The organism is Nannocystis punicea (assembly GCF_026965555.1).
GTDB lineage: Bacteria > Myxococcota_A > Polyangia > Nannocystales > Nannocystaceae > Nannocystis > Nannocystis punicea.
The window spans coordinates 1,053,468-1,066,460 of sequence record NZ_CP114040.1 but is presented as its reverse complement, the minus strand read 5'-3'; the positions used below and the strand labels follow the sequence as shown (position 1 = coordinate 1,066,460).

The 12,993-nt window shown below is 70.9% G+C and carries 10 protein-coding genes; 5 read left to right on the top strand and 5 right to left on the bottom strand.

The genetic code is table 11. From position 1 onward, the window contains the following. Positions 1-38 precede the first annotated feature (38 nt). A complete protein-coding gene (locus tag O0S08_RS04035) occupies positions 39-557 on the bottom strand; it encodes a hypothetical protein (protein WP_269037639.1) in 519 nt (172 codons plus the stop codon). Positions 558-956: 399 nt separating this feature from the next. On the opposite strand from O0S08_RS04035, the gene O0S08_RS04030 reads away from it, so the two are divergent. Further along, positions 957-2,231 (top strand): cytochrome P450, encoded by a 1,275-nt coding sequence (locus O0S08_RS04030; RefSeq protein WP_269037638.1) that lies wholly within the window; start codon positions 957-959, stop codon positions 2,229-2,231. A gap of 125 nt (positions 2,232-2,356) precedes the next feature. On the opposite strand, the gene O0S08_RS04025 is transcribed toward O0S08_RS04030, so the two are convergent. Further along, positions 2,357-3,394 (bottom strand): ATP-binding protein, encoded by a 1,038-nt coding sequence (locus O0S08_RS04025; RefSeq protein WP_269037637.1) that lies wholly within the window; start codon positions 3,392-3,394, stop codon positions 2,357-2,359. A 359-nt stretch (positions 3,395-3,753) separates the two neighbouring features. On the opposite strand from O0S08_RS04025, the gene O0S08_RS04020 reads away from it, so the two are divergent. After that, positions 3,754-4,440, top strand: coding sequence for an SMI1/KNR4 family protein (locus O0S08_RS04020; protein WP_269037636.1), 687 nt, complete (start codon positions 3,754-3,756; stop codon positions 4,438-4,440). A gap of 82 nt (positions 4,441-4,522) precedes the next feature. Here the strand turns inward: O0S08_RS04020 and O0S08_RS04015 are convergent, their stop codons facing one another. After that, a complete protein-coding gene (locus O0S08_RS04015; RefSeq protein ID WP_269037635.1) occupies positions 4,523-6,685 on the bottom strand; it encodes a S8 family serine peptidase in 2,163 nt (720 codons plus the stop codon). Positions 6,686-7,265: 580 nt separating this feature from the next. Further along, positions 7,266-8,060 (bottom strand): DUF1295 domain-containing protein, encoded by a 795-nt coding sequence (locus O0S08_RS04010; RefSeq protein ID WP_269037634.1) that lies wholly within the window; start codon positions 8,058-8,060, stop codon positions 7,266-7,268. A 183-nt stretch (positions 8,061-8,243) separates the two neighbouring features. On the opposite strand from O0S08_RS04010, the gene O0S08_RS04005 reads away from it, so the two are divergent. Both O0S08_RS04005 and O0S08_RS04000 read left to right on the top strand, forming a co-directional pair. Next, on the top strand, positions 8,244-9,569 hold the full coding sequence (locus O0S08_RS04005; RefSeq protein WP_269037633.1) for a cytochrome P450: 1,326 nt from the start codon (positions 8,244-8,246) through the stop codon (positions 9,567-9,569). 294 nt (positions 9,570-9,863) lie between these two features. Then, positions 9,864-11,234, top strand: coding sequence for a hypothetical protein (locus O0S08_RS04000; RefSeq protein ID WP_269037632.1), 1,371 nt, complete (start codon positions 9,864-9,866; stop codon positions 11,232-11,234). A 192-nt stretch (positions 11,235-11,426) separates the two neighbouring features. On the opposite strand, the gene O0S08_RS03995 is transcribed toward O0S08_RS04000, so the two are convergent. Then, on the bottom strand, positions 11,427-11,963 hold the full coding sequence (locus tag O0S08_RS03995; protein WP_269037631.1) for a hypothetical protein: 537 nt from the start codon (positions 11,961-11,963) through the stop codon (positions 11,427-11,429). A 34-nt stretch (positions 11,964-11,997) separates the two neighbouring features. Here O0S08_RS03995 and O0S08_RS03990 point away from each other — a divergent pair, with 34 nt between their 5' ends. Continuing rightward, complete coding sequence (locus O0S08_RS03990; RefSeq protein ID WP_269037630.1) at positions 11,998-12,747, top strand: hypothetical protein; 750 nt, start codon at positions 11,998-12,000, stop codon at positions 12,745-12,747. The last annotated feature ends 246 nt before the right edge of the window (positions 12,748-12,993 follow it).

Sequence of the window (12,993 nt, the reverse complement as noted above, 5' to 3'; positions counted from 1 at the left end):
TCATCGTCGACAGCGCGGCGGTCCCGGCAATCACGGCATCAGCGGCGGAGGCACTTCGCATAGCCGCCGTCCTCGCTGGCGTGATGACTGCAAGCCGAGCCGACGCAGCAGATGTCCATGCACGTCGTGCCGCCGCAGCGGCACCCGCTCGCCAGGAAGTCGCCGTCCTTGCACGCGCGCGGCTTCTTCTCGGCCGCCGGTGGCGACGCCTGGAGGATGCAGGCCGACTTGCCACCGGGCTCGGCCGGATGGCCGCACAGGGCGTCCGCGCCGCAACAGATGTCGAAGCAGGCGACCCCGTCGCTGCAGGTGCAGCCGGTGTCGAGGCGCTCGCCGGGCCCGCACGCCCGCGGCTCGCGTGCGGTCGCCGGATCGCTCGCGGGCGACAGTTCGGGCTTCGACTCCACCGGCGCCGGTACGGGCCCCGACTCCGCGGGGGCCGGCGCGGGCGCCGATGCCGGGCTCGCGGCCTTCGTCTCGGCCGGCGCCGTGCTCGCGGGCTCGGGCGTGCGACAGCCGAGCGCGAGCAACACGACGGCCTCGAGAATTCTCCTCATCGCTGCACCTCCGCGGACATGCCTGCCCGATCGGTCATGGCCGTCCCCGCATTCATTGGACGGTACCATCCAGGGACCGCGCGGTGCACGCGGCACGGCCGCGCCCAACAACCTCGTCCACGCTCGTGCTCGCGCGGCGCTGTCAGGCCGCGCGAGGCGCTGGGCGATGCCGCGAAGGGCGAGGGGATCTACCTCGTCGCTCTCGACGGCGCGCGCGACCTTGTGGCGGACGACGACAGGCTCCTGGCCGAGGAGCCAGGCGTCGAGGTCGACCTCTTCGCGTCCTTCTTCGCCTTCCATTCGCATGGGGACAGCAGCGCGCTCCAGTGGGCTCCGCGACCGCGGTCGGCGTGAGCGCCCTTGAAGCCGCCGATCCGGCGCGTGTACGCTTCAGCGTCGATGACGGAGCGCCCCGCGTTCGCTTTCTTCTCGCCCGAAGTGCAGCAAGACCCGTATTCGCGGTACGCCCTGGCGCGCGCCGAGGAGCCGATCTTCTTCTGCGAGGATCTGGGCATGTGGGTGGTCACCCGGCACGCCGACGTCGCGGCCATTCTCCGCGACACCGACCGCTTCTCCTCGCGGGTCACCACCACCAACGTCAAGGAGCCGCCGCCCGAGGTGATGGCAGTGATGCGGAAGGGGTTCCCGCGGACCGGCCCGATCGTCCAGCTCGACCCGCCGGAGCACACTGCGGTGCGACGAAAGATGAACGCCGCCTTCACCGCCGAGCGAATCGCCGCGCTCGAGGGTACCGTCGTCGCGCTGGCCGACGGCCTCGTCGACGCCTTCGCCGCCGACGGTCGGGCCGAGCTCATGGCGCGCTTCTGCGGCCCGCTGCCGGTGGCGGTGATCGCCGGCATCTTGGGCGTCTCGCCGGCCGACGCCAGCAAGTTCGGTCAATGGGCGGACGACGCGGCGCGCCTGTTCATGGGCGGCCAGCTGCCGACCGGCGAGTGGGTGCGAGCGGCCGAGAGCGTGGTCGCGATGCAGCATCACCTCGCGGAGTTGATCACCGCGCGAGCGGGTGCGCCGTCGACCGATCTGCTGACGACCATCATTCAGGCGGCGACGGACCCCGGCGGTCGGCTCGACATGGTCAAGGCGGTCACCCATGCGACCACCTTCGTGTTCGCGGGCCACAAGACCACCACCGACCTGCTCGGCAACGCAGTGCGGCTGCTGCTCCTGCACCCGGACCGGCTCGCCGCGCTGGTGCGAGATCCATCGCTCGCCGCCGCCGTGGTCGAGGAGACCCTTCGCCGCGACTGCCCGGTCCCGGGGACGACCCGCGTGGCCCGCGTCGAGGTGAAGCTCGGCGACGTCACGATCCCGCCGGACGCGCGGGTGTTCCTGGCCCTCGGATCCGCCAATCACGACGAGCGCGTGATCGCGGACCCGCTGCGGTTCGACCCCGAGCGCGCCGACGTGGGCGAGCACCTCGGCTTTGGTCGGGGTGTCCACTTTTGCCTCGGCGCCGCGCTCGCGCGCCTTCAGGGGCGCGTGGGGCTCTCCGTGCTCACCTCGCGCCTGCCGGGGCTGCGCCTCGCCGGGGACGAGCCGCTGCAATTCCGCCAGGTCGTGATGTTCCGCGGCCTCGTCTCGCTCGAGGTCGCCTGGGATGCGCCGGCGGTCGATCCGCACAGCTCCGCCAGCCCCTCGACCCGACCCGCGTAGCCGAGCTCGCAGCGCCGTCCGTCGCCCATTGATCATTGTAGGGAGCGCCGGCGGTGAGAGCGGACAGAAGCGGACGCCCACGCGGTCTCGCGATCGTCGCCGCGCCGGCGATGTACCGTCCGGCCTCACCGCGCCTTGACGCGGCTGCGCAGCGCTTTCGCGGCCTCGGGGAAGCGCTCGGTCCAGTGCTGTAGGGCGGTCGACGTCGCCTCCTTCACCGCCGAGTACAGGCCCGAGCTGGCGAGCCTGTACTTGGTCTGCACGCGGTAGCGGGAATCGTCGAAGCGCACCGCGACCGCAGCCACGAGCCCCTCGAGGCCGCGGTCGCGGCGGATCCTCAGGAAGTCGCGGACGCCCCTGAGCAGGCCGGTGAGGTGCGGGCCGTCCTCGGTGCGCTGGAGATTGGTGAAGCCGAGGATCTGCGGGGGCCGTCCGCCCGATTCGGTGGGCCAGGCGAGGGCGACCTCGACCGCAGTCGGGCCGTCCTCCGTCACATATTCGCCCTTGTGATACGCGACGTCGCCGAGCGGTCCGCGGAGCTCGGCGCGGAGGCGTTCGACGAGACCCGTCGCGCGCTCGCCCGCGAAGCTCCACGACAGCGCCATCGCGGGCAGCAGGAACGCGAGGTCTTCGAGACGCTGCGTCAGTTCGGCTCGTGGCTGGCGCGTGCACTGGAAGATCTGCGGATCGGGACGAAACCGGACGCGCGTGCCCGACGGCCGCGACGCTGCGCTCACCCGCATGGGGCCGCGCTGCAGGCCGCCCGCGTATGCGACGGTCGCCTGCTCGCCGCCGTGGACGGTGTCGACCTCGAACGGATCACTCACCGCGTTGACGATCGCCAGGCTCATGCCACGGAACGCGAGGTGGACGCGCGGGCCTTGAACGTCGACCGGCTGCTCGAGAAGGTCGGCCAGCGAGCGCGCCGGGACTCCCGGGCCGTCGTCGGTGACGGTGACGAAGTCGTCGGCGTCGACGCGGACGTCGACGCGGGCGCAGCGGCCTAGCAGGATCTGCTCGACAGGCGTCGATACGACCTCGAGCAGCAAGCTCAGGAGGCCCGCGCTGTCGTCGGTCGAGCCGATGTACATCCCGGGCCGCTTGCGCACGCTCTCGCGCAGCGTGAGGACCTGAATCATGTCCGCGGTGTACTCGCTCTCCATGCGTCGACGTTAGCGCAGGGCGTCGCCGCCCGTCACGACATTCCTCGCTACCGTCGAGGCCCGCTCGGGTCGCAGGCGCAGGCGATGGCGCCGTCGCGGGTGAGGACGATCATCTCGGCTCCGGCCCAGGCTCTTCGCGTTCCTGAGCCTCGCGCCCGCGGACGCGGTACCGCGCGATCGAGACGATCTCGGCCGGGCGACCTGCTCCCCTGGCGTCGCTTCCGCTCGCGGCTGCCAACGAGGCCACGGCCGTCGCCGACCTCGCCCGGCTCGCGCCCGCGGGCCCGCGTCGAGCCGGTTCGTGGTCGTTGCCCGGCGCCCGTGGGGCTGGTATCTCGTGGAATCGAAGGAGCACCAGGATGGCCGCGAAATCGTACTTCCGCGAGCGTTTCGACGCGATGGTCGCGACTCTGCGCGCGCACCCCGAGGTCGAGGTGTACAAGGTCGTCGTCCGCCCGCCGGCGACGGCGGCGGCGATTCGCAAGGCGGAGAAGGCGGTCGGCTCGCCGCTGCCGGACGACCTGCGGGCGTTCTACCTCGCGCACGACGGAGTGTTCCTCGAGTGGGGCCTGCGCGAGCACGATTACGACGCGCGCACCAAGCCGTTCGACGGGCCCGACTACGGACAGCCGCCGGGGTGCATCAACCTGTTGCCGGTCGCGCGCGCCATCTCACCGGCCTGGGAGAAGAACTCCCACGTCAACGAGATCGACGACGACCACCTGCGGCGGATGTTCGGGAGGAAGCCGCACGAGCCCCCGGCGGTGCGGGCGGTGTGCATCGACAGTTATTCGAATTACAACCACGCCGACCTGGTCTTCGGACCCGAGCCGGTGATGATCGTCGCCACCGATCACGGCGCCGACATGGAGTCCTCGGATTTCACCAGCTTCTCCGTGTACCTCGACGTCACTCTGGCGCTGTTCGGCGTCGACCGCTACGAGCACGGGCTCGGCGTCCACTCGTCGCGCCGGCCCAGGCGGATCGCCGAGTGGGCCAAGACGCCGAAGCTGGACCGGCTGCTGAAGAAGCTCGACGACGCGTGACGTGACGGCCAGGTGCCGCCGCGTAGCCGGTGGTCGACCGATCGGGGCGGCCAGGATTCGGCGTGCCCCGATTCGCGCTCGTTCAGGCGTCGTCCTGCTTCTCGGCGAAGTAGCACATCGTGTGCGTCGTGACTCCGGCCGCCGTCACGTGCTGTTTGACGAGGCTGACTTCGGCACAATTGCCGCCGAGGGTCGTCGCGGGGGCCTCGTACGCGACCATCGATTTGACGTCGTACGACGAGTCGCCGCGCGTGGCGATCTGCGCGCCGCTCGACGAGCAGAGACCGTTGGCGTCCGGGGCGAGGATACGCACCCGCAAGTCGATGTCGCTGATGTCGGACTTGTTGGACAGGTCCTCGCTCATCGTCATCACGCACTTGACCACCTCGACGCCGGCCGGCATCGGCGAGGTGCCGAACGGGAAGTACGTGCTGCTGGTGCTGGCCGACGTGAACGACCACGTGCGGAAGTGATTATAGAACAGCCCGAGATCGCCGCCCGCGCCCAAAAGGCGCATCGTCATGCGGCCGAGGCCGTACCACTTGTCGGCGCCGGTGAACCGCTGCGCGGTCGCCTGATCAGGGTCGGCGGGGGCGGCGCTGAAGTGGCGGTCGGTGTGCGCGAGCACGATCGTGTGCAGGCGGCCGGGGTTGTTGATCCACGTCAGGCCGCCCGCGAGGTACTGGTCCTTGATCAGCGCCGCGAGGCCGGAGACGTGCGGCGCCGCGTGGCTCGTCCCGCCGACCGCCGTGGTGGTCTTGACCTCGCCGAAGTCGCCCTGGCCCTGCGTCGCCGACGTGATCTCGGTCGGGGCGACGACGTCGATCAGCGACAGCGCCTGGGTCCGGGTGATCCCGTTGACGATCGCGTCGCCACCGCCGCGCGAGGCGCCGGGCGTGTCGAGCAGGCACCATTGATGGTAGTCGCTCGCGCAGTCGGGATCCGACGCCGTGAAGCCGTTGACCGCGAGCGTCTTGAGGCCGTCGGCGGGCGAGTAGATCCCGCACGACGTCGCCGACGCGCCGCTCGTATTGCCGGCCGCCACGACGACGAGGATCCCGTCGTCGTACGCGTTCTCGGCCTCCTCCTCGAACGCTTGCAGCGGCTCGGGGTTGCACGCCGTGCCGAGGTCCCCGTCGTCCATCGCCACGGACATGTTGACGATGTCCACGTGGCTGCCGATCGCGTCGAAGAGCGCGTCGTCCATTTGCGCCGAGATCAGCGCATTGGAGCTCTCGTCGGTGATCGCGAAGAACACGAGCCGCGCCTCCGGGGCCATCCCGGTCGCGCGGCTCTCGAACGCGGCGCTATGACAGCCGGACACCCAGAGCGGATCACCGACCGCGACCCCGCACGCCTGATCGTCGGTGTAGTCGCCGAGGATCACGCTCGACACGCTGGTGCCGTGGAAGTCCTCGTCGACCTCGAGGAAGTTGATCCCGGCGACCAGCGGCTGGCAATAATTGATCGGGGTGTTGGAGCACTTGAACCGCCGGTGGATCCGCGAGGTCCCCGTGCAGTTGGCCCCGTCGTAGAAGGCGCACGCCTCGTCCTCGAGGCCGTTGTCGATCACGCCCACGGTGATGTGACCGACCAAGTGTCGATCGGGGTTGGCTCGCCCGCCGTCGAAGCCCTGCGTCCAGAAGCGATCGGCGTCGAGGCGTCCGGGCTGGCGGCCCTCTCCGAGGTGCCACTGCAGCGACCACTTACCAGCGGCGAGGGAGAGCTTCGAGATGTCGGGGTGCTCGGCGAGCCCCGGCAGGCTCGACCAGGGCGTGCGCAGCGTCAGCCAGCCGACCGACGGCTGCCGCGAGACGACCACGCCGCCGAGCCCCTCGAGCTCCGCGACCAGCGCCACGGACATGTCGTCCAGCAGCTCGGCACGCGCCGCGATCGCGGCCTCGCGCTCGACGATCACCCGCCGTGCGTCGGCCTCGGAGAACCCGACCGCCGGCGGCAGCAGGGGGACATCCCAGTCGGGAAAGTCGCGCAGACGCACGGACACCTCGACCATCGTCTCGGGCGCGCGCCGCATGGCGTCGTCCGCCAGGAGCGCCGTGAACGACGGATCGATCCTCGTCGGGGTCAGGTCCGGCTGCGCGACGACCGGGCTCGGGTTGTCCTCGCGCACGATCTCGTGGCCGTGCTCGCGGGTGCCGTCGGCGAGCGAGCGCGTCCACGCGACCTCGTGATAGAGGTGTTCCTCGTCGAAGTAGGACCACGGACGGCCGGCGCGCTGGAACACCTCCGGCGTCAGCGCCCCGCGAGTGCGCGACGCGACCGTCTCGCCGTTGACGTCGACGGTGCGGACCGCGACGTGTACACTGCGGTCGCGCCGTCGACGGCGCGCTCGCTCACCTTCTCGTCGATCGCCTCGGGTTCGGCGTCACAGGCGGTGATTGTCAACAGGCAGAGCAACAACTCGGGCGTGGTACGCAGGATTAATCGATTCATTGCACCACTCTACCGCGTCCTCTGAAGCTCGGCGCCGCCGTCTCCTCCCGACCTCCCCCGATACAAACCTCACAGCGCGCTCTCCTGCGCTCCTGCTCGGGCCCCGGCAATGACGTTCCTCGAACGCGGCGGTCGTTCGGCGAGCGACTCCTACCAGGGGAGGTGTGCCGTGATTCGCCCTTTCTCCATGGGGCTCCACGGATCTACTCGCGCGCAACGGCGACCCCGGCCCGCGAGCAGCCACTGTCGACCCCCCCGTGAATCGCGCGATGATTTCCTCGCCCTCGTCTCCCAGGGGCACCTCGAGGTGCCCTGGACAGGCAGCGGCGAATCGCATCGGCTCAATCGCGGTCGTGTCGCCGCGCCCGCGCTCAGCGACGCGGGAACCAGGGGATCAGCCGCGACGTGGTGCGCTGATAGTCGGCGTAGGTCGGATACTTCGCCCGCGACAATTGCTCGGTGAACGCGGTCGACCCGTGGAACAGCAGCGTCAGCACCACGGGCCCGGCGATCGACACGTTGACGAGGCCCGCGCCGGACGCCACCGAGAACAGATAGAACGTCCACCACATCGACACCTCGCAGAAGAAGTTCGGGTGGCGGGAGTAGCGGAACAGGCCGCGGGTCAGGAACTTGGGCCCGTAGGCGTCGCCGCGGGCGCGCTTGGCGGCGTGGAACCGCCACTGCTGCTGGTCGGCGATCGTCTCGCCGGCGAGCAGGAGCAGGAACACGATCGTCGCCACGGTATCGAGGCAGCCCCACGGCGCCGCCGTCGGCGACGCCGCCACGTAGGCCGGCAGCGCCAGCAGCAGGAGCAGGATGTTCTGGATGAACGCGATGAACACCAGGGCGAACACCGCGAACACCGGCGGCGGCAGGCGGCGGCGCAGCTCGATCCAGCGGTAGTCCTCGCCGCCGGGCGCGTAGCCGCCCTTGCGCGCGAAGTTGTAGGTCAGCCGCGCGCCCCACAGCGCCGCGAGGATCGTCATCGCACGCAGGCGCGGGTCGTCGCAGCCCGACTGCGACGCGAACCATGCGACGTACGCGGGCGGGAGGATCGACCACAAGCGGTCGACCCACGAGTACTCGCGGGTGAGCGTGCCGAGCAGCCAGCACAGGGACGCGGCGCCGAGGCAGGCGAAGAACGCGGCGTGGAGTGGGTCCATGGCGGCATCGTATGTCCAAACGACAGGCCGTGGCGACCAGCGCGGCGCGCGGGCGGGCCCGGACGGTCGTCCGTACATGACCCCAAGACCATGCCGCGCCGGCGCGCGAGAGCTGCGTCCTGCGCGGCCCCTGACGGCCTCGCGTGGACGCGTCGAGATCTCTCCGCTATCGTGCCGTCGCGTATGCTCGACATCTCGCTCCCCCGGCCGCTGCAGGGCCCCGGCAACATGCTGCACCTGGCCTTGCGGCCCGAGCAGTTCATCGCCCGACACACCGCGGCGGCGCCGATCCACCAGGTCCGCATGCTCGGGTTCTCGCCCTACTTCGTCGCCGACCCCGACCTCATCGACGAGGTGCTGGTCGGCCGCAGCAAGCTCTTCATCAAGGACCGCTTCACCCGCGACCTCTCGCTCGTCACCGGCAACGGCCTGCTCGTCAGCGACGGCGAGTTCTGGCGCCGCCAGCGGCGGCTGGCCCAGCCCGCCTTCCACCGCGAGCGGATCGCCGGCTACGGCGCGGTCATGGTCGAACACGCCGAGCGCCTCGCGTCCACCTGGCGCGAAGGACAGGTGCTCGACATCCACGCGGCGATGATGCGCCTCACCCTCGACATCGTCGCCGCCACCCTGTTCTCCTCCGGCGTCGACCGGGCCATCGCCGAGACCATCGGCAGCTCGCTCGACGTCATCATGGCCCGCTTCTCCGACCCGACCTACGCCTTCGCGCCGTGGCTCGCCCGCGTGCCGCTGCCGAAGAACCGCCGCTTCCACGAGGCGCGCGCGCGCATCGACGGCGCCATGCGCGGCATCATCGCCGCCCGCCGCGCGAGCGGCCGCGACGAGGGCGACCTGCTGTCGATGCTGCTGCGCGCGCGCGACGACGAGGGCGGGGGGATGACCGACGAGCAGCTGCGCGACGAGGCGTTCATCCTGTTCGTCGCCGGCCACGAGACCACCGCGCTGGCGCTGACGTGGACGTGGATGCTCCTGTCGCAGCACCCGGCGGCGTGGGACCGGCTGCGCGCCGAGCTCGACAGCGTGCTGGGCGACCGGCCGCCGACGCTCGCCGACGTACCGGCGCTGCGGTACACCGACTGGGTCGTGCACGAGAGCATGCGGCTGTACCCGCCGGCGTGGAGCATCGGCCGCGAGGCGCTCGAGGATCTCGAGCTCGGCGGCGTCGCCGTCCCGCGCGGCGCCCAGCTGTGGATGTTCCAGTGGGCGGCGCACCGCGACGCGCGGCACTTCCCGCGGCCGGACTCGTTCGAGCCCGAGCGGTGGGACGGCGACCTCGCGCGACGGATCCCCCGCTTCGCCTACTTCCCGTTCGGCGGCGGCCCGCGCCTGTGCATCGGCAACAACTTCGCCTTGCTCGAGCTCGTGCTGGTGCTCGCCACGCTCGCTCGCCGCTGGCGCCCGGTCGTCCGCCCCGCCGATCGCCCGCGCCCGCAATTCTCGATCACGCTGCGTCCCGCGGGCGGCATGCGGGCCACCTTGCAGCGGCGGTGAAAGGGCGCGGGCCTGCTCGCGGCGGTGGGCTCGCGGACGGGGCCTCACGCGGGCGGAGGCCGCGCCCATGATCCATGAGCCCCGCCTCGCGTCGGGACACGCACATCTCCCGCGAAGATCCTCCGCGCCCGCACGAGGCGGCTTCTACGCCTGTCTGCGTGTGGTTGAACGCCCGTGGGCCTGCCCCATGGTTCTACCGTACGTCACCAGTCCCCGGGGACAGGCGACGAGAGGGGAGGTGCCATGGCAGCAGTTCGCGTATTCCACGTCCGTCGGCCTCGTTGGCGCCGTCCCGTGGCGATCGCCGCCATCGCGCTCGCCGCCGCCGTCACCTTTGTCGGGCTGATCCCGTGGTCGTGCGCCTCGCGCCCGGGCGACAAGGCCTCGCTCAACCATGAGGTGGCCTCGGCCGCGGTCGACGCCGCCGACCTCGCCCGCGGGCGGCGCGACTTCTACGGCGAGGACTTCGGCAACGAGGTGTTCTTCAGCGACGTGATGGGGGTGCTGAGCGGGCCGCTGCGGGCGTGGCCGGCCGCGCGGGCCCTGTTCAAGCTGCGCGGCGCGGGCACCACCGACCTCGAGATCGAGCTGAGCGAGGACGTCACGATCGGCGGTCAGACCTACGCGCGCGGCAGCAAGATCGGCACCGGCCTCGACGTCGCCGCCGGCTCGTTCTTGCCGCTCGGCGTGGTCGTGCACATGACGCGCTACGAGGTCCGCGTCGGCATCACCTGCGCGCTGTGTCACTCGACGGTCGATCCCGAGACGCGGCAGGTGATCCACGGCGCGGCCAACAGCGACCTGCAGGCCGGGCTGCTCCTCGCGCTGGCGCCGAACAGCGCGGCCTTCCGCGCGCACACCGAGGTCGGCCCCGGCCCCGAGCCCGTCGAGGTCGAGGCGGCCGTCGATCGCACGCTCGCCGCGTGGCCGCCGGGCAGCTTCGACGCCACCCTCGACGGCGCCGCCAACCCGACGCGGATCCCCGACGTCTTCGTCCACGAGGAGGCGCCGTATGGTTGGACCGGCTCCTCGCGCGCCGGGCCGCTGTCCGGCCTCGCCCTCTACATCAACGGCCCCACCGCCTTGCACGCAGTCAGCGCGCCGTACGTCGAGCCGCCGGAGTGGGAGCGGATCGTCGCCATGGCCGCGTGGCAGGACGCGTTGCGTCCGCCCGAGGTCGTCGTCGACGCCGCCGCTGCGGCCCGCGGCCGCGAGGTGTTCGCCCGCGCCGGCTGCGAGCGCTGTCACTCGGGCCCGGCCTACACCACTCAGTCCGTGCTCCCGCACGCCCGCGTCGGCACCGACCCCGCGCGCGCCAATGGCCAGAGTGGGTACAAGATCCCCGGCCTCGTCGGCTTGTGGTGGAGCGCGCCTTACTTGCACGACGGCGGCGTCGCCGTCGCGCCTGGCGAGAGCGTCGTCGGTGTCGGCAACATCCGCGCCCGCGGCTTCCCCCTCGACCCGCGCGCCAGCCTCCGCGCGCTCCTCGACCGCGAGCTGCGGGCCCGCGTGATCGCGGCCAACCACGCCGACACCGCGCGCTGGGAGCTGCACGTGCGCGGCGTCGGCCACGAGTTCTGGGTCGACCCTGGCGCCGGCTTCACGCCGGCCGAGCAGAGCGCCCTCGTCGAGCACCTGCTGTCGCTGCGGATCCCCGGCGGCTGAGCCGGTCACGACCGCGGCCACGCCGACCGTCATCGTCATCGATGACGGCCGGCGTCTCCTCGCCACCCTGCTCGCTCGCGGGCGATAGAGCTGTCCTGTAGGACATGTCTTATCCGACATTCAACGAACGCGGCCGCTCGCCCGCGAGCTCCGCGAGCCGGCGCATCCGCGGCCGCGCTGCGGCGATTCGGCTCAGCACTGCGACGCTTCGACCTCGGGGTAGCAGGTCTCGCCGTCGTCGCAGGGGTTGCCGCACAGGTCGTTCTGCTTGGTGCACTCGTTGCACGCCGCCAGGTCGTCGGCCTTGCAGCCAGGGCTGCCGATGAAGCGGTCGACGCCGTCGATGGTGCAGCAGCCGAAGCAGTCGCACCCGTTCGGCGGCGCGCAGCTGCCGGCGCAGTTGTCCCGGTCGCCGTCGACGCACTTGCCGTAGTTGTCGGGGTCGTCGGGGAAGGTGTCGAGGTTCGGGTTGTACTTGCAGAGCGGGCCGCCCGGCTCGAGCGGGTCGCACTTGAGGTTCCACTGGCAATCGCCGCCGCCCTGGCCGGCGTTGCCGTCGAAGTAGCAGTCCTGCTTGCAGGGGTCCTTGTCCTCGAGCGGGGAGCCGAACTCCTCCTCGCTGTCGTCGCACGGCCCGAAGCACTCCGTGTCGGTGCAATCGACGTCGCCGTCGCCGTCGTTGTCGTCGCAATCACCACACTGGTGGATCTTGCCGTCGAACTCGCACACCCGCGGCGAGCAGTCCAGCGGAGTGTCGTTCTCCGTGTCCGACGCGCTGTCCGACGCGCTCGCGCTGTCCGACGCGCTGTCCGACGCGCTGTCCGACGCGGATACGCTGTCCGATGCGCTCTCCGACACGCTCGCGCTCTCCGATACGCTCTCCGACACGCTCGCGCTCTCCGATACGCTCGCGCTCTCCGACACGCTCGCGCTGTTCGACGCGCTATTTGAAGCGCTCGCGCCGTCCGTCGCGCTCGCGCCGTCCGTCGCGCTCGCGCTGTCCGTCGCGCTCGCGCTGTCCGACGCGCTCGCGCTGTCCGTCGCGCTCGCGCTGTCTGTCGGCGACATGCTGTTGCTGGCGGAATCGCTCAGCGAATCGCTGCCCTCCGCGGAGGTCGAGAGCCCCTGTGAATTCGACCCGCCCGTGGTCGGAGCATCCGCCGTGCCGGAGGGCGACGAGTCGCCTCCCGTCACAATCGACGTACCGCCGTCGCTCAGCGTCGCCGTATCTGCGTTCTCCTGCCCGCAGGCCGCGAGGAATAGGCCCACTGCGATGACCATTTTTTTCGCCATGGTCCGTTCATGCGATCGGCGTCACGAAGCGCCATCAAGAGCGCATCAAAACGGCGGGTCAGGCGCCATCTCGTATCAGGGCGACCCCCGCGCCGGCCGCATTCGCGTGCGGGAATCACCTCGATCAAAAATGCGGAGCCGGCGCCGGCCCGACACCGCCGTTTCCACGCCTCAAAGGACAGGTGAGTGCGGCGATCACGCTCCTCGGACCCCGGAATGACCGGTGTCCATCGCCCCCTGAATCGCGGAGCCGGCGCCGGTGTAGATCTTCTGTTCCATGTCTCAAAAGACAGGTGCGCGGCGGCGATCACGCTCCTCGGACCGCGGAATGACCGGTGCTCGTCACCCCCTGGGAATGACCAATGTTCGAGCGGTGATTGCCGCGCATGTATGCTCGTTCACACGATTTGCTCGACTCTCCCCGCCTCCGCGATCGCCGACGCGCACCGCGAAAGCGCGCAGCGGT

What these genes read in the sequence shown, in the direction of transcription:
- O0S08_RS04035 (WP_269037639.1), bottom strand. Translation starts at nt 557, where the DNA reads ATGAGGAGAATTCTCGAGGCCGTCGTGTTGCTCGCGCTCGGCTGTCGC.
- O0S08_RS04005 (WP_269037633.1), top strand. Translation starts at nt 8,244, where the DNA reads ATGCTCGACATCTCGCTCCCCCGGCCGCTGCAGGGCCCCGGCAACATG.
- O0S08_RS04020 (WP_269037636.1), top strand. Translation starts at nt 3,754, where the DNA reads ATGGCCGCGAAATCGTACTTCCGCGAGCGTTTCGACGCGATGGTCGCG.
- O0S08_RS04010 (WP_269037634.1), bottom strand. Translation starts at nt 8,060, where the DNA reads ATGGACCCACTCCACGCCGCGTTCTTCGCCTGCCTCGGCGCCGCGTCC.
- O0S08_RS04030 (WP_269037638.1), top strand. Translation starts at nt 957, where the DNA reads ATGACGGAGCGCCCCGCGTTCGCTTTCTTCTCGCCCGAAGTGCAGCAA.
- O0S08_RS04025 (WP_269037637.1), bottom strand. Translation starts at nt 3,394, where the DNA reads ATGGAGAGCGAGTACACCGCGGACATGATTCAGGTCCTCACGCTGCGC.